The sequence below is a fragment of the Kosakonia oryzendophytica genome (assembly GCF_027886705.1).
GTDB classification, from domain to species: domain Bacteria; phylum Pseudomonadota; class Gammaproteobacteria; order Enterobacterales; family Enterobacteriaceae; genus Kosakonia; species Kosakonia oryzendophytica.
The window spans coordinates 3,704,722-3,728,046 of sequence record NZ_CP115659.1 but is presented as its reverse complement, the minus strand read 5'-3'; the positions used below and the strand labels follow the sequence as shown (position 1 = coordinate 3,728,046).

Genomic DNA, 23,325 nt, shown 5'->3' with positions numbered 1-23,325 from the left:
GAAGACAAGGATGAATACCGATAAACCGGTTCGTTTCTCTCAGCGTGCACTCAGCTGGTTTATCATCGGCCTGCTGGTCTGGCAGCCGGTGGCCCCGTCCTTCGCGGCGGCCATCACGCCGGCCGGCCCGGCGACCATGGACAAAGCCGCCAACGGTGTGCCGGTAGTGAACATTGCCGCACCGAATGGTGCGGGTATCTCGCATAACCGGTTTAACGAGTACAACGTCGGCCCGGAGGGGCTCATCCTCAATAACGCCACCGGGCAACTGAACCAGACGCAGCTTGGCGGGCTTATCCAGAACAACCCGAACCTGCGCGCCGGGCAGGAGGCCAGAGGCATCATCAACGAAGTGACCGGCGGCAGCCGCTCACAGCTGCAGGGTTACACCGAGGTGGCGGGGAAAGCCGCCAACGTGATGGTTGCCAACCCGTACGGCATCACCTGTAACGGCTGCGGCTTTATCAATACGCCGAATGCCACCCTGACCACCGGTAAACCGCAGTTTGACGCGGCGGGCAACCTGGCGGCGCTGGAGGTGACAAAAGGCACGATTACCGTGGAAGGGAAGGGGCTGGATGCCAGCGGCAGCGATGCGCTGTCGCTGATTGCCCGCGCCACCGAAGTGAATGCCGCGATTCATGCGAAGGATTTGACCGTCACCACCGGGGCGAACCGGGTGGATGCCGCCGGGAAAGCGACGGCGGGTGCCGGAGAGGGGGCAGCACCCGTGGTGGCGGTCGATACCGGCGCGCTGGGCGGGATGTACGCCAACCGTATTCACCTGGTCTCGACGGAAAAAGGGGTGGGGGTCAACCTCGGCAACCTGACGGCGCGGCAGGGCGACATCACGCTGGATGCAAACGGCAGAATGACCGTGAAAAACAGCCTCGCCGGCGGTTCACTCACGGCGAAGGGCGACGGTGTGACGCTCAGCGGCAGCCACAAGGCGGGTGGCGACATCGCGGTTAACAGCACGCAGGACGTGGCGCTGAACGGCGCCACGCTGGCGGCGGACGGTAAACTGACGCTCAGCGGCAGTGGCAACACCACGCTGACGGGCAGTTCGCTGACCAGCGGCGGGGAGATGGCGGTTTCCGGGAAGCAGATTGCCACCGATGCCGCCAGCCAGGCGAATGCGGCGGGGAATGTCACTCTGACCGCGCAGAACATGACGCAGCAGGGGAAACTGATTTCCGGTGGCGAGACCCGTCTGACCGCCGATCGCCTGGATAACCGCGGCACGGTAGCGACAAAAGGGCAACTGACCGCTACTGCCAGCAACCTTAACAACAGCGGCACACTGCAGGGGCAGACGCTGACCGCCACGGGTGATGAGGTACAGAACACCGGGACGCTGGCATCGGATGGCACGCTCAGCGTGCATGCCGGAGCGCTGACCACCGGTGCGGATTCGACGGTCACCGGTAAAGGGGATGTCACGCTGGTGGCACAGGCCACTGCCGACCTGAACGGGCGCATCAATGCGGATAAAGCGCTGAATGTGAAGGGCCGGGATGTGCAGACCCGCCAGACTGCACAGGTGCAGAGCGGCGGCAGCATGACGCTGGCGGCAGGCAACAGCGCCACGCTGAACGGCACCCAGGCGGCAAAAGGCGCACTCGACATTAGCGCAAAAACATTGAGCCACAGCGGGAAATCAAATGCCGCGGCCATCACCCTGACAGCGCCGGATGGCATCACTAACAGCGGCACGCTGGTGACAGATACGCTGAATCTCAGCGGTTCGCACATTACTAACAGTGGCCTGTTGCAGGGCACACAGATGCTGAATCTGCAAACCAGCGGACTGGATAACCTCGCTGGTGGCACACTCTACAGTGCACAGAACCTCACTCTCGCCCTTCCTGAGCTGACCAACAACGGACTCATCACCACCGACGGCGACCTGCGCCTGAGTGGTAATACGCTGGTCAATGGCGGAGAAATCAACGGTGTAAATCTCATCGGTGATTACCGCAGCCTGACCAGCAGCGGGAAACTGCTGGCGGATAATGGCCTGAGCCTGACGGCAGAAGCGTTTGGCAACAGCGGCCTGCTGGCGTCCCGAAACACCGCCATCACGGCCGGGATGCTGAACAACCGGGGCACCGTGCAGGGTGACGACACCCTGACGCTGGCGGCGCAGACCACCGCTAACAGCGGGACAATGCGCAGTGCGGGTGCGCTGACGTTCACCGGGCAGACGCTGGACAACAGCGGCAATATCAGCGCCACTTCGCTGCTGCTGACGCTGGCACAGCAGGCGCACAACCGCGCCACCGGGCGTCTGGTTGCGGATAACGCACTGACGCTGAATGCCCCGCAACTGCTCAACAGCGGCCTGATTGCGGCGACAAAACTCGAACTCAATAATCCGGATATCGTCAACAGCGGCACCCTGCAGGGAACGGATTCGCTGGTTGCCACCGGTACAGCGCTTACCAACCAGCAGGGTGGTTTACTGCTGAGCGCGGGCAGCCTGGTGCTGAAAAACGATAGCCTGACCAACGCCGGACAATTGCAGGGCGACACGCTTGACCTCGCCACCGGAGAGTGGGTCAACACCGGGAATGCACTCGGTGAAAACGGGCTGAACGCCAGTGTCAGCGGGAATCTGACCAACCAGGGCAGACTGCTGAGCCGGCAGGCGCTGACGCTGCGGGTGGCCGGAAGCCAGAACAGCGGGTCGCTGATGGCGAAGGTGCTCGCCCTGCACGGCGATTTACGCAACAGCGGCCTGTTACAGGGAACGGAAAACCTGACGTGGGACGGCGACAGCCTGACCAGCAGCGGGCAGATGGTCAGCGGCGACAGCCTGGCGCTGCGCGGCACAGCGGTGAGTAACCAGGGCAGTGTGCTGAGCCAGCATCTGGCGGATATCACCGCCACAGAGGTACTGAATGACGGCACGCTGGCGGCGAAAGACCTGCGCATTAGCGCGCCGCGTCTTACCAGTAACGGCATTTTACAGGGCAACGACAGCCTGATCCTGAACACGCAGGCGCTGGTCAACGGCAGTACCGGGCAGCTTGTCAGCGGTGGTGACCTGAACCTGGATCTGACCTCGCTGGACAACCAGGGTCTGCTGTCTGTGAATGACGGTCTGACACTTAAGGCCGACACGCTGAGCAACCGCGGCCAGATTGCCGCAGGCAGCGTCTCGGTTACCGGCCACACCGTTACCAACAGCGGCCTGATCCAGGGAACACAACAGGCGCAGGCCACCGCGGACACCCTTATCAACGCGGAGACGGGCAAATGGCTCTCCGGCGGTGAGCTGGCTTTCAGCGCTGCGACACTGACAAACAACGGACTGTGGCAGGGTACGCAGGGCCTGACGCTGAACGCCGGCACCCTCACCACCGCCAGCGGTTCGCGCACGCTGAGCGGCGGCGATTTCACGCTGCATGCCGGACAACTGTCCACACAGGGTACATTGCAGGGCGGAAAGGTCAGCGTTACGGCAGATGACTGGATGCTCGGCGGCTCGTTGCTGAGCCTGGGGGATTTCACCGCCACCGTGGGCGGTACACTGACGCTGCCGGGTTCGCTCAGTAGCCGGGGCACGGCGGATATTCAGGCGCAGACGCTGCGTAACAGCGGGCAGCTCCTCAGCGAAGGCGATGTCACGCTGAGCGGACAGACGCTGGAAAATAACGGTGCGGTACAGGGGAAAACCCTGACGGCGCATGAGGCAGGCATTACCAACAACGGCACGCTGACCGGGCTGGACAACCTGACGCTGGACGCCGCACAACCTGCCGCCAGACTGATGGCGCGGATGGCGATGGCCGCTCCGCAACTGACGCTGATCAACGGCGAGACCGGTTCACTGCTAACGCAGGGCACGCTCGGTATCACCGCCGGGACGGTGGACAACGGCGGGCTGTGGCAGGGCAACGCGATTCTGCTGGCGGCACAGTCGCTGGATAACCGCGGCGCAATCCGGAGCGCGGGCGACCTGAACCTTCAGCTTACCGGCAACCTGAATTCAGCCACGGGCAGCAAAATCACCGCCCTGGGCACGGCGGCCCTGCAGGCATTGTCGCTGAGTAATCAGGGGCAGTGGGCGGCGAAAAACCTGACCCTGCGCGCAGACGCGCTGACCAACAGCGGAGCCGTCAGCGGCAGTGACGGACTGACGGTCGCCCTGACGGGTAATGCGACCCAACTGGCGGGCGGTTCGCTGGCCAGTAACGGCGCGCTGACCCTGAATGCGGACACGCTCGGCAACGCCGGCAACATCCAGGGGAACGGGCTGACGGTCACGGCGAATTCACTGACCAACAGCGCAGGCGGTGAACTGGTGAGTACGCAGGGGCTGACCCTGACCACGCCGTCGCTGTTTAACTACGGGCTGATTCAGGGCGCGGGGGACATCCGCGTCGACAGCACCACCCTGGCGCGCAACGAGGGCAGGCTGCTCTCCGGCGGGCAACTGACGCTGACCACCCCGCAGTACACCGGCGCGGGCTGGCTGCAGGCCACTAATCTCATCCTCAACGCTGCACGTAACGGCGGCACCGGCACGCTGCTGGCCGACCAGATGACCCTTACCGGCGACAGCTTCACGAACCAGGGCACCACTCAGGCGAATACCCTGGCGCTCAGTTACCGGCAACTGACCAACAACGGCACACTGCTCGGTAAGAACCAGCTGACGGTGAACGCCACGCAGGTGGAGCAGTCCACCGGCGGTAAGCTGTTCAGCGGCGGCGACCTGTTTGTGGGCGCGGCTGGTTTGAATGCACTGGGTCAGGTGGTGGCGCTGGGTAACCTGACGCTGCAACTGACGAACGCCTTTACCGCAAAAACCACGCTGGCGGCAGGCAAAACCCTGAGCGTCACCAGCAACGGTGCGATAGATAACCAGAGCGTGATGCAGGGCCAGGCGGTGAACCTGAGCGCGGGCGGACAACTGACCAGTAGCGGGCAAATCACCACCGGCAGCGGCGCGAGCACATTAAGCGGCAGCGCCATTGTGCTGAACGGCAACAGCGCCCTTCAGGGTGGCGGCGATATTACGCTGGCCAGCCGGGGGAATATCACCGTAAACGGTTTTGCCGGCACGACAGGCAGCCTGACGCTGAGCGCGCCGGGCGCAATTATCAACACCGCGCTGCTGTATGCGGCAAACAACCTGGCGCTGTATGCCAACAGCATCACCAACCAGCGCGGCGATATGCTGGCGGGCAATAACCTGTGGCTGCAACGGGATGCGGCCGGCAATGCCAGCAGCGAGGTGATCAACACCTCCGGCAATATTGAGACGACAAACGGCGATATCACCATTAAGACCGGGCATCTGTTGAACCAGAGGGAATCTGTACGTCAAGGAACGACAACAAAAGAAAATTTTGATCTAAACTTTCAGTCTTACATACCTGGTGTATATGAACTTCCTCTTAGCTTGTTTACCCCCGACGAGTATTTATTCGTCAATCAAAAGCCATTCTTTAACTGCGAGTGTGGTGGAAAACCCGATCCTAATGCCATCAATACGACTGTCATTCCCTCTCGGTTAGACCTGAGAAAGGCAATTGCGGTTTCTCGCGTCACTTCGACCACTCAGATTACAGGCAATGCCGCGAGGATCAGTGCGGGTCGAAACCTGACGGCGCAAACGGGAATCCTCGATAATCTGGCAAGTTTTGTTCTGGCCGGAAATAACCTCTCTATGAGTGGGAATTCGCTGAACAACCAGTCTTATTTGTCAGGAACTCAGACCGTCTGGCGTATTTATACCGTAGCGCCAGGATACGAATTAATGCTGCCTAAGGGTGAGAAAGAGATAAAAGGAGTGTTGTGGTGGAACACATTAAGTTTCACCGCAACAGACGAGTACATTACTGATCCAGGAACCTCTGCGCGCGGAGTAATCCAATCGAACGGCACTACAAGCCTTAACTTTGGCAGCGTCCAAAATAATAGCGATTCAACCGATGTAAAAGGGACGATAGCTCCGACATTGCAAATTCCAGGATTGAAGGGATTAGGTGCTGTCAATGCTGTCACCGGAAGTAACAACGTAAATCTGAAGGACATTGATAGTGCCGCTATTCCTTCACTCTCATTGGATGACAAAATAAGTGAGGCATTAAAGGGTATAAATGGCGCGAATCCTCTGGCTTTCTCTTCTGTTGATGCTCCTAATGGTACTCAGCCCGGGGGAGGAACTCCTGACGTAAATATGGTTGCAGATAACATTACTCGTGAGAGTGTTGAAAAGTCGCATAATACTGCTATAAATCCTGTTTCCGCGAAAAAAATGGATATTAGTACTTATCCACTGCCTACAGGTGATAATGGGTATTTTGTTTATAATGCGAGCCCTAAAAGTCCGTATCTTATTACCGTTAATCCAAAACTTGATGGGTTAGGGCAACTTGATCCTGCTTTGTTTAGTGAGCTGAATGCATTGCTTAATATAAAAGCAGGCGAAATACCGCGTGAGACTAACAGTAAGTATACAGACGAAAAACAGTTCCTTGGTTCATCTTATATGTTGAGTCGTCTCAATATTAATCCAGATTACGATTACCGATTCTTAGGTGATGCCGTTTTCGATACCCGTTATGTCAGTAATGTTATCCTGAGCCAGACCGGTAATCGTTATATTTCGGGAATTGGTTCTGACCTCGAACAAATGCAGTATCTAATGGATAACGCGGCGATAGCTCAGTCTTCATTGGGGTTGAAATTTGGGGTGTCGCTAACAGCTGAACAAATAGCCTCTCTGGGCCACAGTATTCTCTGGTGGGAGTCCACCACTATAAACGGTGAAGTAGTGATGGTGCCTAAGGTTTATCTGTCAGCAAAAGATGCTGCTTTTAATAATGGCAGCATCATCGCAGGGAATAATATTGATGTTTCTGCAGGGGCTATTGATAACAATGCGGGGACTATGCTCGCCAGAAATGATTTAAAGGTGAAAAGTTCATCTGCAATTAATAACTCTGGTTCGTCTGTGTTAAAAGCCGGAAATGCATTATCAATGATTGCCAATGATGATATTAATAATATTGGTTCGACAATCTCCGGGAAAATAGTTTCTTTGGAAAGTATTCGGGGTGATGTGAATAACATCACGGTGATGCAATCTTTCAGTGCAGGGAAATTTAGTGGCGGAGATCTCTACGAAAATATTTACAAAGATGTCGCCGGAAATATAGCGTCCATTTCTGCGGAGAAAACAATAGGGATATCTGCTGGCAATGATGTCAATATCAAAGGTGCCAATGTTACTTCTTCTGGTGATTTGTTAATTCAGGCAGGGGGGGATGTTTCTGTTGCATCGAATGTGATGAAGGAAAGCGCCGCATTTGGTCTACTGGGGAAAACGAACGTCCAGGATTTCGTGATGAACCAGGCAAGTACCGTATCGGCTAAAGAGAAACTCGTGGTCAATTCTGGTCGTGATACGAATGTTGTGGCGAGCGATATTAAAGGTGGGGTTGTTGCGGTTAACGCAGCGCATAATCTGAATGTGGGCGTTATCGAGACGGGTAGCAAGCGGCACTACAGCAATGGTAACCAGATGGAAGAAACTGCATTCTCAAGTTCATCCCTCTCATCTGTTAATAATTTATCTCTGTCAGCTGGAAACGACATAAACAGCCAGGCTGCTTCATATTCATCAGGTATGAACTTTAGTGCGACGGCAGTAAACGATTTGAATCTGGCTGCTGCTAATGTGCTTCAGACAAACAAAATGTTTGGTACGGGATCTCATGAAACCGCACTGCAAGCAAATACAATTACCTCTGGAAAAAATCTTATTCTGGTTGCAGGACAGGATATTAATTCTCATGCTACTGGGTTAGTTGCGGATGAGCGTGTTGGTTTGCAGGCTGGCCGCGACGTCAACTTACTTGCCGAGACGATCTCAAAAGGCAATAGCAATAAATCAGGTAAGGATACCACTATCAACGAGCAGGTACGTCAGCAAGGCACTGAGGTCATCAGTGGCACCAATACGTTGATCATCGCCGGGCGTGATGTGAGCACCGAAGCGGCAGAGATAAATGCCAAGGGTGATATTGGCGTGCTGGCCGGACGTGATATTAACCTGGCAACGGCAACCGAAAGCGATTACAGCTACAGAGAAAAAACCAGGACACATAAGGGTTTTCTCAGTAAAAGCAAAACACATACTATCTCTGAGCAGAGCGCAACACGTGAGTCGGGGACGCTATTGAGCGGGGATAATGTCAATCTGACATCGGGTCACGATCTGCTGGTCCAGGGATCGGCAGTCGTTGGTGATGGTAAAGTGGCGTTGAATGCAGGCAACAACGTTACTATTGAAGCTGCTACAGACACCGACACCAACTGGCAACTCAGTGAGACTAAAAAAAGCGGCTTAATGAGTACTGGAGGAATCGGTTTTACCATCGGTAGCAGCCAGACGAGGCAAGAACTAAAAGAAAAAGGCACAACTCAAAGCCAGAGCGTCAGTACTGTAGGGAGCACCCACGGGGACGTCTCCATTACCGCAGGGAATCAGCTCCAGGTTAAGGGTGCCGATCTGGTTGCCGGGCAGGATCTCACTCTGGCTGGTGATAGTGTTTCTATTACACCAGGACACGATCAGCGCACGCGTGAAGACAAATTTGAGCAAAAAAGCACCGGCTTGACTGTTGCACTTTCCGGTGTGGTGGGGGATGCCCTGAATAAAGCGGTAAGTACGGTAGAAGCGGTGCAGGATCAAACTGACAGTCGTCTGCAGACCCTGCAGGTGACTAAAGCAGCCCTCGCGGGAGTGCAGGCGGTGCAAGGGGTGCGCGCGGCTGCAGCGGCAGGTGATCCTGCTAGTGCTGTTGGCGTCAGCATTTCGCTCAGTACGCAGAAATCGAGTTCTCAGCAATTGACGGTTAGTGATTCGGTCAGCGGGTCGACACTCAGCGCGGGCAATAACTTATCGATTACCGCCAATGGTAAAGGGGATGCGAAGAACAGCGGTGATATCGTGATTGCTGGGAGTCAGCTAAAAGCAACCGGTGACACCACGTTTAATGCAGAGCGGGATATTCTGCTCAGCGGTGCGGCAAATACTCAGAAAAGCACAGGCAAAAATAGCAGTAGCGGCGGCGGCGTTGGTGTCAGTATTGGTGCGGGTAATGGCGGAGCCGGCATCAGTGTCTATGCTAACGTCAATGCCGGCAAGGGTAATAACAAAGGCAATGGCACTAACTGGACGGAAACGACTGTGGACAGTGGCGGTACCGTCAACATCAACAGTGGGCGTGACACAGTGCTGACCGGTGCGCAGGTTAATGGCGATCGAGTGGTGGCGGATATAGGACGTGATTTGACTATCACCAGTCAGCAGGACAGCAATTACTTTGACAGTAAGCAAACTAGCTTTGGTGCCGGTGGAAGCTTTACTTTCGGCACAATGACGGGATCCGGATCTGTTAGCCTCAGCCAGGACAAAATGCACAGCACTTTCGACAGTGTTGCAGAGCAGAGTGGCATTTATGCAGGGAAAAATGGTTTTGACATCACTGTGGGCAATCATACCCAGTTGAATGGTGCAGTGATTTCGAGTCAGAGCGAGGCAGATAAAAATCGGCTGGATACCGGAACCCTGGGCTTTACTGACATGCATAACGAGGCCGACTACAAAGTCAGTCATAAAGGCGTAAGCATGGGTATGAGCAGTGGTGGCTCACTGACAGAGCAATTGGCAATGGGCGCACTTTCTGCCGCCAGTGGTGCACTGCAGGGGGCCGCGGGTAGCAGCGGTCACGCCGAAGGCACGACACAATCTGCTATATCCAATGGCGCGATTATGATTCGCGATAAAGCGAACCAGCAGCAAGATATTGGCTCACTGAGCCGCGATGTCGCTGCTGCTAACGATGCTATCAGCCCGATCTTCGATAAAGAGAAATAGCAAAAGCGGCTACAGATGGCCAGCGAGTTGGGGGATATTACCAGTCAGATAACCAATATTGTGATGACCGAAGGCGATATCCAGGCTCTGAAAGATGCTCGTGCGATACCAGGCAATGAGAAACTTTCGGCGAAAGAGCTGCGAGAAACTCAGATTTACAAAGATACCGTTAAGGACTATGGCACCGGTGGCAAATATCAGCAGGTCGCTCAGGCTGTATCGGGTGCGGTAAGCGGTTTGTTCAATGGTGATATGAACAGTGCGGTGGCAGGCGCGGCAGCACCCTATTTGGCTACATTGGTGAAAGCGAACACTCCCGAAGGGGCACAACGGCTGATCGCACATGCTGTTGCCGGCGCTGCCATTGCACAAATGCAGGGTAAAGATGCAGCCGCTGGTGCTCTGGGGGCTGCAACGGGCGAAGCGACAACATCCATTGCTCTTGATCTGTGGGGGAAACGTCCCGAGGAGCTGGATGAAGGTCAGCGCCAGTTAGTCAGTAAGTTGGCAAGTGTAGCGGCTGGTGTTGCCGGTGCTGCGATCGCAGACAATACAGCAGGGGCGAAAGCTGCGGCAGAGGGTGGTAAGAACTCTTCTGAAAACAATGGGCTATACGATGGTAACCTTGGCCAGTATGTTAATGCGCAGGGTTCACTGGCGTTCAATACGAATCTCTTGGATGAAAATGGCTATGTTATGAACCCAGCTACGGACGAGCAAATACGTGCTGGTTCCGCACAGCTGGCAAAAGGCGATATGCCAGAAGGTACCAATATCACCAAAGTCGTAGTTGATGGTTCTGTCGATGGTGCGCTTATCTTCGGTGGATGGAGTTATGGTCTTAGTGTCTCTGCTGGTAAAGCTATTGGTAGTGGTGTTATTTCATCAGGGGTAGATGCTATTACGCAATGGGACGATTTAAATCAGCCCGGAAATGAAAAGATGACATGGAATTATAAGAGTACCTTTTCTTCTTTTGTGGAAGGTACTCTTGGTGCGGGACGTAATAAATTATCAAATGCCGGTATTGCTTTAGGTGGGAGTATTTTTGTTGATGGTATTGACTATAAGAAAAATATTACCTCGATGGGGGGTTCATTCTATGGGGCGAAGATGGAGGATTCCTTACCATTTAATGAAGTAGTCAATGAGATACTTGGCACATTTGCTGATAAAGCTGCTGGCAAGTTCTCACAAAACACATGGGAAGAATATGAAAAAAATAGCAACTGAACCCAGCTTTAAGCTTTTCATAAAGTCTGCGGTTTCTTGTTTTTTTGTTATATTCGTTATGATGTTTTTAATGCATTGCATAGGAGATGCGATGTCACCGCATCCCATCTATTTTCCCCGCAGTGTTTGGGAAAAAATGTTCGTTTACAGTGCGGCAGGGGGGATTGGTGGGGGCGCTAAGACCTGGTGGTTTGCTTGGTATGATAAGTATGAAAAAAGCAAGATGATGAATGATAAAGAGTAACTTACATAGGTTATCACAAATCGTAATGGCTTTTCCAAATGATCGGAGGGTTATTTAATGGGTAAAGTATATACTTTATGCAATTTGCAAAATAATTCACGACAGTAATTATAATAATTAATGCGTAGGACCGTTTTGGGGAGATTATTAATAAACGTTTCGCAGTATTGAGATGAAGTGTCTCGTGTTATAGAAAACCCAGAGGTGTCTTGTTTTTTATGTAAAACAGACTGTTTGCTAAACGAAAATGGATCATCACTATGAGTCTGTTTATAGTTAATGACCCATTAAGAAAATCAACGCGATAGCGTTTCGACTTTTTCAAACGCTGCACGTAGCGTGTCGGCGGTGAGTTCTACCGGCAGATAATGAATAGACTCGACCGGGCGCAGGGTGTGCGCAATCACCTTGTCCAGATCGGCGCGGTGAGTGATGTCGACATCCAGTGCGGCCAGCGTGGTCGGCAGGTTGAAACGCTGATAAGCGTCAATCAGTTGCGCCAACACATCGTCCTGGCCGAGCAGGGCGCTCTGCACCAGAATGCCGTAAGCCACTTTGGTGCCATGCAGGAATTTATCCGTTTGTGGTAACACGGTCAGCCCATTGTGCACTGCATGCGCAGCCGCAACGCGGGTATAACGCTCGCCAAGGCCACCAACCATACCGCCGCCAGCGATAATGGCATCCACCACATCACGAAACGCCTGCGTCACCTCGCCGCGCTGCTGATCGGCCAGTGCCTGTTCACTGCTCTCCAGTAACACGTCGCGAATGGCCAGCGCGCCGTTAATGCCCAGACGCACGGTTAACGGCAGATTTTCCGGTTGTGGCGCCAGCACTACCGCTTCGTACCATTTCGCCAGCGTATCGCCAATGCCCGCCAGTAAATATTCCGCCGGGGCATTAAGGATAATCTGCGGTTCCACCAGCACCAGAAAATTAGCGTCGTCGAAGATCTCGAATTGCAGCGCCTGCCCGGCATCGTTGTACCACACCGACAACGGCGTCCAGGCCGCACAAGTTGCGGCAATGGTCGGGATCGCCACCACCGGCAAACCCAGACGGCGCGCCACCGCTTTGGCGGTATCCAGCAGTGCTCCGCCGCCCACACCAATCACCACTGCACGGTCATCCCCCGCTTGCTCAACCAACTCGCCAACGTCGTGCTCGCTACAGTGACCTTTAAACAGAATATGCTTCGCACCTGGTGCGTTAAATCCTTCCGGTAGAAACGCTTTTGCGCCGGCAAAGGCGCGTTCGCCGTAGATCCACACCGCGCGGGAGAGCTGCTCTGCGCTGTAGAAGTCGTGCAAACGCGCAAGGCTCCCGGCATGGGAATAGTAGTTAGCGGGGCCGGGTACGACGCGAATATCTGTGTTGCTCATGTGTTGTGTCCTTGTGCGTAATGGCTAACCCGATGTTATGTCTGGACATCCGGATGGCTAATATTATTTTGCTTTATCTTATGCCTTTTCTGTCGTTGCCAGTCAAGCAAGGCTGTGAAAAATTCGTTAAATCAATCTATTAATGGCAGGGATTTCCGCAGCATGAGCAGCAACCACCTCGAAATGCGCACCATAAGCCTGGCGTTTGGCGGCTTCCGGGCGCTGTCGCACGTGGATTTCACCTTACGGGGCGGTTCCGTGCATGCGTTAACCGGCGCAAACGGTGCGGGAAAGTCCACGCTGATGGCGGTGCTGTGCGGAACACACGATCACTACGAAGGCGAAATCAGCATTAATAACCAGGTAGTGAGCATTCGCACACCACGCGACGCCAAACTGTTTGGCATTCACCTGGTGCAGCAGGAAGTGGATGTCGCACTGATCCCCGGTCTGAGTATCGCGGAAAACATCATGCTCGATAAGCTGGCCGAAGAGGGGCACCGCTACCGCTGGGGCGAGATTCGCCAGCAGGCGCGGGAAGCGCTGGCGCAGCTCGATGTGGCGCTGGATGTTAAACGCTCAATCGACAGCTGCACGCTGGCGGAAAAACAGCAAATCCTGCTGGCGCGCGCGCTCTCGCATCGCTGCCGATTTTTAATCCTTGATGAACCGACCGCTCCTCTTGATAGCCGGGAAAGTGAGCGCTTATTCACCGTGGTGAAACGCCTGCAACAGCAGGGCATTGGCGTGGTGTTTATCTCGCATCGCATTCATGAACTTAAGGCCATTTGCGACACCTTAACCGTGCTGCGCGACGGCAAACTCATTGAATCCGGCCCGATGGCCGATCTGAGTGGTGAGCAAATTGTGGAAAAAATGCTCGGCCATGAACTGAACGACATTTATCCGCCTGCGCGCCCACCGCACAGCGATGAAGTGCTGCTGAGCGTTGACGGTCTGCATGATGAAGGGCTGCTAAAAGATATCTCGCTGCGGCTGCGCAAAGGGGAGATCCTCGGCATCGCCGGGCTGGCGGGCGCGGGGAAAACCGAACTTTGCAAAGCGCTTTTCGGCGCGAGTAAAAGCCGTATTACCCGTGGGGAACTGAATAACCAACCGTGGCGACCCCGCGATCCGGCGGATTCAGTAATGCGCGGCCTGGCACTGGTTCCGGAAGAGCGGCGCAAAGAGGGCATCTTTATTGAAGAGCCCATCAGCATGAATTTATCCATCAGCGCGGATAACAGCTTTTCGCGCTGGAGCCTGTTTGGTCACCGCCAGGCGTGGCGCTGGGCGCAGGAAGTGATTGCCCGCGTGGGCGTGCGCACGACCGGACCGGGACAAACGCTACGTCGCCTCTCTGGCGGCAACCAGCAAAAAGTGGCGATCGGTAAATGGCTGCGCGGTAACGCGAATGTGCTGATTTTTGATGAGCCGACCAAAGGGGTGGACGTTAAGGCGAAGACCGATCTGTTCCAACTGATTGATGGCCTGGCGCGGGAAGGCAAAGGCGTGATCTATGCGTCGGGGGAATTCGCCGAGCTGGTGGGTTTATGTGACCGGATTTGTGTGCTGTGGGACGGGCGCATTGTTGCAGAAGTGACGGGCGAGGATGCCCGCGAAGAGACACTACTTTATTATTCCACCGGAGGAACGGCGCCGTGAGTAAGGCCCTGACAGTCAATGCGGCGGCGACACCCCGCCAGCAGTTTTTTGATTTTCTTTATAAATGGGGCATGTTGCTTACCGTTGTCGCGCTGATCGCGATTTTTGGCGTGGCATCGGACAACTTCCTCGATCCCTTCAACATCATCAACATTTTACGTTCGATTGCCATCGTGACGGTGATCGCCGTCGGCGTCTCCATTTCACTGACCATCGGCGGGTTTGACCTGTCGGTCGGTTCCACCGCTTCACTGGCCAATGCGCTGGTGATTTCCCTGTTTGTCTGGCACGGCTTCGGCACCACCGAATCGATCCTTATCACGCTGGTGCTTTGTACGCTGGTCGGCCTGTTTAACGCCTTCCTGATCGTGGTGCTGCGCATTCCCGATATGCTGGCCACACTCGGCAGCCTGTTCGTGATTCAGGGCGTGGCGATGACCTACAGCTATGGTGGTTCCATCACTGAAAACATGGTGTTGCCGAGCGGCGACATGGCGGAAGGCACTATCCCTGCTGCGTTTGCTTCGCTGGGCCAGGTACCAACGATTGTTGTGATTATGCTGGTGGTGACACTGATTGCGCAGCTTGGTTTGTCTCTCACCACTCACGGTCGCCGGATGTACGCCATGGGCGGTAACCCGGAAGCGGCAAGACTTTCGGGTATTCGTACCACGCGCTACAAAGTCGCGGCTTATGTAATCTCTTCGCTGCTGGCAGGGCTGGGTGGGATTTTGCTGGCCTCGCGCATTGGCTCATCGCAGGTGAATGCCGGTGGCGGCTACCTGATGGATGCCGTCGCGGCGGCATGGATCGGCTTTTCGCTGGCGGGTTCCGGTAAACCGAATGCCTTCGGCACGCTGGTGGGGGCGGTGATCCTCGGCGTGCTGCAAAACGGGCTGGTGATGCTGTCAGTACCGTATTACGCAATGGACATTATTAAGGGGCTGGTGCTGGCCGGTGCTCTTGCGTTGACTTACTTCCAGCGTCGTTAATTATTCAGGGGAAAACAAATATGAAAAAAATTGCACTTTCGCTGTTGGCGCTGGGATTACTGAGCGCGCTGCCAGGTCACGCGGCCACGCCTGCACCGCTACCGGACGCCATTGCCAATCATAATGGACCGGTACGTATTGCGCTGATCCGCAACCTTGGGTCGGACGATAACACCACGCAGTTTGTCTCCGGCGCGTTGCAGGAAGGGAAGAAGCTGGGCTTTAAAATCAGTACCTTCCTGAGCAACGGCGATGACGCAAAATTCCAGGATTTCGTCAATCAGGCCATCAGCCAGAAGTATGACGGTATTATCCTCTCGCAGGGGCGCGACCCGTACTCCACCGATCTGATCAAAAAAGCCGTTGCCGCCGGGATTAAGGTGTCGGTGTTCGATACCGCCGTGAACGGTGAGATCCCGGGCGTAACCGTTACCCAGCAGGATGATGCCTCTCTGACCAAACTCTCCTTTGGCGAACTGGTGAAAGACTTCAACGGTAAAGCCAATATCATCAAACTGTGGGTGGCTGGCTTCCCGCCAATGGAGCGCCGCCAGGCGGCCTACGCGGAACTGCTGAAAGCGAACCCAGGTATCAAAGAGCTGGAATCGATTGGCGCGGTCTCCTCTGATGTACAGGGCGATACCGCCAACAAAGTCGGCGCAGTGCTGGCGAAATACCCGAAAGGCAAAATCGACGCGATCTGGGGGACCTGGGATGCGTTCAGCCAGGGCGCATATAAGGCGCTGAAGGAGAACGGACGCACCGAGATTAAACTCTACAGCATTGATGTGTCTAACCAGGATCTGCAACTGATGCGTGAGGCCAACAGCCCGTGGAAAGTGAGCGTTGCGGTGGATCCGAAACTGATTGGCGCGACCAACGTGCGTCTGATTGCCAACAAGATTGCCGGTGAACAAACGCCTGCGACGTATGACTTTAAAGCGGCGGCAATCCCGCAGGCGCTGCTGGCGAGCCAGCCAGGTGCGGTAAACGTGGCCTCCCTGGGCAAAATCATTCCGGGTTGGGGTCAGACCGAAGACTTTATCGCCCCGTGGTTCGCTACGCTGGAAGCGAAAAACAAATAAGAATCCAGGCTGGCACCGCAGGTCAGGTAAGCCCTTAGCGCTGCCTGGCCTGCGAAGAGCAATACGGCTGTTGAAAGGATGAATCATGGCAACTGAACTTCCGCGTCCCGAATATAGCCGCAATATGCGGCTGATTGGGCACAGCGACCAGGGAGGACGCCCGGATGGCGTCCAGTTAATGGTGCATCGCGGCTTTGCGTACATCGGCCATATGGTGTCGCAGGGTTTTTCTATTGTGGATGTGCGCGACCCGAAAAAACCGAAAGCGGCAGGATATGTACCTGCGCCCCCCGGCACCTGGAATGTGCATCTGCAAGCGCACGACGATCTGCTGCTGGTGATCAATGCCCGCGATCTGTTCGCCGATGCGCGCTTTGCCGATGAAAAGGTCTATTACACCCGTTCGGTCGGCGACACGGTCAGTGATGTGCAGGACAAAGGCTGGAGCGCCGGGCTGCGCATTTTTGATATCTCCACACCGGATAAACCCCGTGAAATCAGCTTCCTGTCGCTGAACGGTATTGGCATCCACCGTATCTGGTACGTGGGCGGTCGCTGGGCGTATGTCTCGGCGTTGATCGACGGTTTCACCGACTATATCTTCCTGACCATCGATCTGGCCGATCCGCGTAAACCGCAGGTCGCCGGGCGCTGGTGGTTACCGGGGATGAACCAGGCCGCAGGTGAAACACCCACATGGCCGGAAGGCAAACGCTACGCGCTTCATCACGCCATTATCGCTGGCGACACGGCTTACGGTAGCTGGCGCGATGGTGGTCTGACGCTGCTGGATGTGAAAGATCGCAGTGCACCGAAGTTGATTAGCCATCGTAACTGGAGTCCGCCGTTCGGTGGCGGCACGCATACCGCGCTGCCGTTACCCGACCGCGAACTGCTGGTGGTGCTTGATGAAGCGGTGCTCGACAATCAGGAAGATGGCGAGAAACTGATTTGGTTGTTTGATATTCGCGACCCCTCCAATCCGGTGAGTATCTCAACGTTCCCCCAGCCGGATGAAACGGATTACGTGGCGAAAGGGGCGCATTTCGGGCCGCATAACCTGCACGAAAACCGTCCGGGGAGCTTTATCAGCTCCTCGCTGATTTTTGCCACGTATCAGAACGCGGGCGTTCGTGCTTACGATATTTCCAACCCGTATCGCCCGGTAGAAACCGGTGCGCTGGTGCCAGCGGCACCGGCAACCATGATGGATACCCGGCCTGGGCGTCCGCGCGTGATCCAGTCTTGCGACGTGTTTGTGGATGCGCAGGGGATCATTTACAGCACGGATTACAACGGTGGGTTGTCGGTGATTGAGTATTTGGGGTAAGGCGGGTGCCCGGTTTCCCCTCACCCTGACCCTCTCCCCAAAGGGGAGAGGGAATAGTTGGTACCCGGTTGTTCTTATTCCCTCTCCCCGGAGAGGAGAGGGAATAGCGGATGCCCGGTTGTTTTTACCCCCTCTCCCCGGAGAGGAGAGGGGGTAGCGGATGCCCGGTTGTTTTTACTCCTTCTCCCCGGAGAGGAGAGGGAATAGCGGGTGCCCGGTTGTTTTTACTCCCTCTCCCCGGAGAGGAGAGGGAGTAGCGGATGCCCGGTTGTTTTTACCCCCTCTCCCCGAAGGGGAGAAGGAATAGTGGATGCCCGGTTGTTTTTACCCCCTCTCCCTTTCAGGGAGAGGGCTGGGGTGAGGGTAAACTAGCTGTACTGCCGCACCCGGGCAATCAGCTCCCCGACGCTATCAATACGCCCGGCAATCACAATCAGCGCCTTGCCGAGGGTGATGGCATGACGCAGACAGGCGTGGCGCATCTCGTCATCGGCAATGGTATCGATGTCCGCCACGTGCGACAGCCCGACGCTGCGGCGAATCAGTTCCGTGCCGCAGAAACCGATGGCATCCACCCACACTTTTTGTAAAAAAGCGCTGGCATAGCCCGGCTGCGCCAGCGCCGCATCACGGGTTTTCTCTGCCGCCAGCGCCTGAAAACGCGCTGCGAAGGTAGTCCACAGGGTGTGGATATCATTCAGACGCAACTCGCGTGCAGCGGCGGCATCGCGGATGCCGAGATGCCCTGGCAGGCCGCAGTAGTTCAGCAGCAGGTTGCCAATGGCAGTGCCGATGTCGAAGCCTATCGGGCCGAAATAACCAAATTCAGCATCGATGGCCTTCAGGCTGCCTTCGGCAACAAAAATCGAACCACTGTGAATGTCGCCGTGCAACAAGGCTTCGGCCTGTGAAAAGAAACGGTGTTTAAGTGAGGCAACCGCCAGTTTCAGTTGTGCATCCTCGCGCAGGGCGGCGACATCGGCTTCCAGCTCCGCGGGGTAGTTGTTGCGTTTGTGGATCTGGTACGGATCGTTAAAGAACAGATCCTCGGTGATCTCGCACATTTCCGGGTTGATAAACTGCGCCACCTGCGCTTTTTTGGCATGGGGATGCAGATAAAAATCGCTGGTATGAAACAGGGTTTGCGCCAGGTATTCACCCAATTGAGCGGCCGCTTGCGGATAGTAAACGTTATTGATCAGTTCACCGCGCCAGATCTTATGATCGGAGAGATCTTCCATCACCATCACCGCCAGTTGCGGGTCGAAGTGGTGAATTTTAACGGTGTGTTGCGGGCTGTACTGATAATGCTCGACCAGCGTTTGCGCTTCCAGACGGGCCCTGTCCAGCGTTAACGGCCAGGATTCTCCCACACAGCGCACGTAGGGCAGGGCCTGTTTGACGATAATGCGGCTGACGCCCTGACGGTCGAAAATTTTAAACACCAGATTGAGGTTACCGTCGCCCACCTCCTGCGCGTCAACCAGCTCGGACGGAGTGTCCAGGCCGCCAAATTGTTGGGCGTACGCCACGGCATCGCGGGCGGTAAAGGTACGGTATTGCGACATTGCCTCGATCCTCTTTTTGCAAACAAAGCCATTTAGACGTCTATACATCCGAACTTCATCCTGACACAATACGATACAACAACGCAACAGGGATTTAACGATATGCAGTCATTACAGACTACCAGTCTGCGGGTTATCGAAAACCAGCTCTTTATTCTCGATCAGCAGGCGCTACCGCAGGAGAAATGCTGGTTGCCCGCCACAACGGTAGAAGAACTTGTCGGGCATATTCATGCCTTGCGCGTGCGCGGCGCGCCGTTGATTGGTCTGTCCGCCAGCCTGTTGCTGGCGTTACTGGCAGAGCAGGGGACCCACCGGGCGCAACTGGCGCAGGCACTGGAAACCCTGCGCGCTGCGCGCCCGACCGCGGTCAACCTGATGAATAACCTCGACCGTATGAAACTGGCGTTGGCACAGGACAATTTTGTCGCCGCACTGACGGCGGAAGCGCTGCGTTTAATTGACGAAGACCGACAGCTTTGCGACGGCATCGCTCGCGCAGGCGTAGCGCTGGTCAGTCCCGGTAGTCGCTTGCTCACCCACTGCAACACCGGTGGGCTGGCGACAGCAGGCGTTGGCACGGCGTTAGGGGTGATTGCGAAAGCACACCAGCAAGGTAAGGTGGCGAATGTGTGGGTGGATGAAACCCGCCCGCTGTTGCAGGGGGGGCGGCTGACCGCCTGGGAACTGGGCGAACTGGGCGTACCTTATCAGCTTATTACCGATTCAATGGCCGCCAGCCTGATGGCAAAAGGACAGGTTGATGCGGTGTGGGTCGGTGCGGACCGCATTGCTGCTAATGGCGATGTGGCGAATAAAAATTGGCACTTACTCACTGGCAGTGCTGGCGAAATTCCACGGTGTGCCGTTCTACGTTGCTGCGCCGCAAACCACCCTCGACAGAGACTGCCCGAATGGCGACGCCATTCCGATTGAACAGCGTGCGGCGGCGGAAGTCACCGGTGTCGCTGGCCGTTTTGGCGCGGTTCAGTGGGCACCGGAAAATGCGCAGGTCTATAATCCGGCGTTCGACGTTACGCCCGCCGCGCTGATTAGCGGTTGGGTGCTGGACAGCGGCGTGGTAACGCCTGAAGAGGTGGCAAACGGGGTGTTTGCGCAGCAATAGTCCGTCTGGTATATCGCGATTCTCCCAGGGAGAGAGGGGCCGGTTTATGATCCCCTCTCCGTCGGGGAAAGGTGGTCTGTTTTTTCATCCCCTCTCCGTCGGGGAAAGGTGGTCTGTTTTTTCATCCCCTCTCCGTCGGGGAAAGGTGGTCTGTTTTTTCATCCCCTCTCCGTTGGGGAAGAGTGGTCTGTTTTTTCATCCCCTCTCCCCTTTGGGGAGAGGGCTAGGGTGAGGGGAAAACGAGAAAACTACGCCGCCGGGTGCAGCAGTACCACATCATCTTCTGTTCGTTTCGCCTGGCTCTCCGTTACACCGCCGTTGTTCTCATAGCGTGGTGGTGTGATCACCGGGTAAGCATAGCTTCCCACCTCGGTACACAGCACTGGCTCCTGTGAACCTGCATAAAACAGATAATACGAGCCGGAGTTCGGAAAGAAGGCGAGGTTGTCGCCGTTACCAAACGTCGTGCTCCAGAACGGCACGCCGGCTGTGGTATGTCCCTGCTCTTTACCGGAGGCGACCTGAAAATGATCGCCCCACTTCATCGTGATCAGATGGTAATCAAAAAACGACACCGTCAGTGCGCCACGCATCGGGCAATTAAGCTTAATCGCATCGTTGGCATGAGCCGTTGAGAACAGACCGAGCAACAGCAGCAGAGGATATTTCATGGTGGTATCCGTAAAACAGGCAGGGCATGAGGGTAATCCATCATGCTGATGAAAAGCCGTTAAAAACTATGTCAGAGCAACAGAAAACGAATCAGGATGTTAAGCGGCAGGGGAAGCAAGGCAAATAATCGTTTCTGTATCCAAATGGTGCGTCGGGTGACGTGATCACCCCGCACACGCTGGCACAGGTTTACGGGGTGCGTAGAGCTATGTTCTCAGGGGATCAAGCAGGTAATTATTGACGGGTTAACGTAATGTCGTTTTTCCCCTCACCCCTCACGTTGCCAGGATTATCAGGCTTTCGGTTACCAGCGTTGATCCGGGTTCTGCGCGTAATAGCGCAGAACCTCTTGATAGGGCGCTGTACGTTCATCGGGGTGTTGTGCCACAGACGCCAGCAACACCCTGACTGCGCATTCATGTTCACCCAGGTTGTACAGGCATAATGCGTAAAACGGCCTGACTTCCGTCGCCTGCGGCCATGCGATCATTATCTCTTCGAACAGTACTTTGGCTTGCTGATATTTGCCAAGGCAGCGCCAGGTGGAGGCGAGGCCAAACTGAGCTTCGAACCGATCTTCTTCATCCAACCCTGCGTCCAGAGCGGCAAGGTAGCTGTGCTCGGCTTCCTGCTCCAGACCCTGGTTATCGTAAGACCAAGCCAGATGTAAAAAGGCGAGAGCGCGCAGTTCCGACTCGGTAGTCAGCGCCTGTAACAGTTGCCGGCTTTGCTCATGTTCGCCCTGTTTGCGCAGTGCAATGGCGGCTTGTAACCTGGTGTCCATTATCGGGATCCGTTGATGAAGAGGATTTACGTTATAGAACAGGCGGCAGGGGTTAGCAATGTGCCCCTCCCGCAGAAGGGAGAGGGGCTGCGTCCGGATATTAGTTACGGTAGGTCAGTTTCAATTTGCCGATCAGTTCGGTGATCTTGGCTTTCGCTTTGGCCGGGGTTTCCGCCTGCACAATGAAATACCCTAACCGGTCATCGGAGCTTTTCGGCACCACGACGTTATCACCCGGTCTGACGCTGATGGCGGAGCGCAGCACCGCGTGATCGTGTTGCACGCTGGCAAGGTTCTCAATAGACGCTAACACGCCGTCACGATCGGCGCAGATATAGCCTACTGCGCAGCTCATCGGTTTTTCCACCGTAAAGTCCACCGGCAGTTTCAGCGCGTTAAACACCGCCTGGCGGAAAATGTTGAGGTGATAGGCGCCAGGGATCAGATCGGAGGTAATATTATCACCGCCCGGTCGGCCGTTGACCTCAACGATACGCGGCCCGGTTTGGGTGTATTTCACCTCAACGTGCGCCGGGCCGTTGGTGAAGCCGATAGCCTCCAGCGCCTGGCGCGCCACTTCAATCATCTGCGGTTTTTTATCTTCCAGTACAGACGTCGGGAAGATGTGGAACATTTCAACAAAGTAAGGCAGCGGCGACGTGACTTTTTCGGTTACTTCCGCGAAGACCACTTCGCCGTGGGTTAAGAAGATCTCAACGCTGAATTCCGGCCCTTCCAGATACTCTTCCACCAGGTACTCTTTGCGCACGCTGAAGCCCATGTAGCTGGTGGTGAAATTTTCCAGCACTTTAAATGCGTCGCGCAGTTGCTGGCGATCGTTAATAAAAAAGACGTTCTGGCTGCTGGCCGTATTGGTGGGTTTCAGTACCACCGGATAGCCAATAGTTGCTGCCGCGTCTTCCGCTTCTCCCAACCGGTGGACAATTTTAAACTGTGCGCTCGGCACGCCGCGTTCGCTGTAGCGAATACGGGCCAAATCTTTGTTACGTGCCAGCGTCGCCGTTTCATGGCTGATGCAAGGAATGTTTAAACGCTGCGCCGCCTCGGCGGTGGTCGCCATGGCATAGTCCGTTGCCGAAATCATCGCGTCGATGCGTTTATACGGGCTGCTATAGATGGCCTGATAGATGGAATCCGCATCGCGGATATCACAGACCAGCAAATCATCGTATTCGCCTTCGTAACCATAGAGCTGTGGGTTGTCTTTTGCCGAAACCAGCACCACAACGTAGAAACCTGCTTTGTGTGCCTCGCGGGCAAAACTGACGCCGAAGAAACTCGGCTCAACCAAAAAAATGACTTTTTTATCTGACATGGTC

General features: G+C 55.4%; 12 protein-coding genes and 1 pseudogene. 8 read left to right on the top strand and 5 right to left on the bottom strand.

The genetic code is table 11. From position 1 onward, the window contains the following. Positions 1–10 precede the first annotated feature (10 nt). The 3 genes from O9K67_RS18145 to O9K67_RS18135 are packed head-to-tail and all read left to right on the top strand — an operon-like array spanning position 11 to position 11,378. A complete protein-coding gene (locus O9K67_RS18145) occupies positions 11–9,901 on the top strand; it encodes a hemagglutinin repeat-containing protein (protein ID WP_271044613.1) in 9,891 nt (3,296 codons plus the stop codon). Positions 9,902–9,916: 15 nt separating this feature from the next. After that, on the top strand, positions 9,917–11,134 hold the full coding sequence (locus tag O9K67_RS18140) for a VENN motif pre-toxin domain-containing protein (RefSeq protein WP_061496811.1): 1,218 nt from the start codon (positions 9,917–9,919) through the stop codon (positions 11,132–11,134). Further along, positions 11,115–11,378: a hypothetical protein gene (locus tag O9K67_RS18135; RefSeq protein ID WP_061496809.1), complete on the top strand. Its 264-nt coding sequence runs from the start codon at positions 11,115–11,117 to the stop codon at positions 11,376–11,378. The genes O9K67_RS18140 and O9K67_RS18135 overlap by 20 nt, the downstream gene beginning before the upstream one ends. Before the next feature lie 296 nt (positions 11,379–11,674). Here the strand turns inward: O9K67_RS18135 and O9K67_RS18130 are convergent, their stop codons facing one another. Further along, positions 11,675–12,763 (bottom strand): oxidoreductase, encoded by a 1,089-nt coding sequence (locus tag O9K67_RS18130; protein ID WP_061496807.1) that lies wholly within the window; start codon positions 12,761–12,763, stop codon positions 11,675–11,677. A gap of 162 nt (positions 12,764–12,925) precedes the next feature. Here O9K67_RS18130 and O9K67_RS18125 point away from each other — a divergent pair, with 162 nt between their 5' ends. From O9K67_RS18125 to O9K67_RS18110, 4 genes are all read left to right on the top strand, one after another. Further along, positions 12,926–14,428: a sugar ABC transporter ATP-binding protein gene (locus O9K67_RS18125; RefSeq protein ID WP_061496805.1), complete on the top strand. Its 1,503-nt coding sequence runs from the start codon at positions 12,926–12,928 to the stop codon at positions 14,426–14,428. After that, positions 14,425–15,420 carry an ABC transporter permease gene (locus tag O9K67_RS18120; protein WP_061496804.1) on the top strand — a complete coding sequence of 332 codons (996 nt, stop codon included), beginning with the start codon at positions 14,425–14,427 and terminating at the stop codon, positions 15,418–15,420. Before O9K67_RS18125 ends, O9K67_RS18120 begins: the two co-directional genes overlap by 4 nt. 20 nt (positions 15,421–15,440) lie before the next feature. Beyond that, positions 15,441–16,505 (top strand): sugar ABC transporter substrate-binding protein, encoded by a 1,065-nt coding sequence (locus O9K67_RS18115; protein ID WP_061496802.1) that lies wholly within the window; start codon positions 15,441–15,443, stop codon positions 16,503–16,505. A gap of 85 nt (positions 16,506–16,590) precedes the next feature. After that, on the top strand, positions 16,591–17,835 hold the full coding sequence (locus O9K67_RS18110; protein WP_061496800.1) for an LVIVD repeat-containing protein: 1,245 nt from the start codon (positions 16,591–16,593) through the stop codon (positions 17,833–17,835). 368 nt (positions 17,836–18,203) lie between these two features. On the opposite strand, the gene mtnK is transcribed toward O9K67_RS18110, so the two are convergent. Continuing rightward, positions 18,204–19,403, bottom strand: coding sequence for an S-methyl-5-thioribose kinase (mtnK, locus tag O9K67_RS18105; protein WP_061496798.1), 1,200 nt, complete (start codon positions 19,401–19,403; stop codon positions 18,204–18,206). Between the two features lie 102 nt (positions 19,404–19,505). Between mtnK and mtnA the strand changes: the two are divergent. After that, a pseudogene (mtnA, locus tag O9K67_RS18100) lies at positions 19,506–20,529 on the top strand (S-methyl-5-thioribose-1-phosphate isomerase). Between the two features lie 248 nt (positions 20,530–20,777). On the opposite strand, the gene O9K67_RS18095 reads toward mtnA, so the two are convergent. The 3 genes from O9K67_RS18095 to O9K67_RS18085 all read right to left on the bottom strand — a co-directional run bounded on the left by O9K67_RS18095 (position 20,778) and on the right by O9K67_RS18085 (position 23,321). Next, positions 20,778–21,200, bottom strand: coding sequence for a hypothetical protein (locus O9K67_RS18095; RefSeq protein WP_061496794.1), 423 nt, complete (start codon positions 21,198–21,200; stop codon positions 20,778–20,780). Positions 21,201–21,505: 305 nt separating this feature from the next. Then, positions 21,506–21,985 carry a tetratricopeptide repeat protein gene (locus tag O9K67_RS18090; RefSeq protein WP_061496792.1) on the bottom strand — a complete coding sequence of 160 codons (480 nt, stop codon included), beginning with the start codon at positions 21,983–21,985 and terminating at the stop codon, positions 21,506–21,508. A gap of 100 nt (positions 21,986–22,085) precedes the next feature. Beyond that, entirely contained in the window at positions 22,086–23,321 is a 1,236-nt protein-coding gene (locus O9K67_RS18085; protein ID WP_061496790.1) for an ATP-grasp domain-containing protein, read from the bottom strand. Between the last annotated feature and the right edge of the window lie 4 nt (positions 23,322–23,325).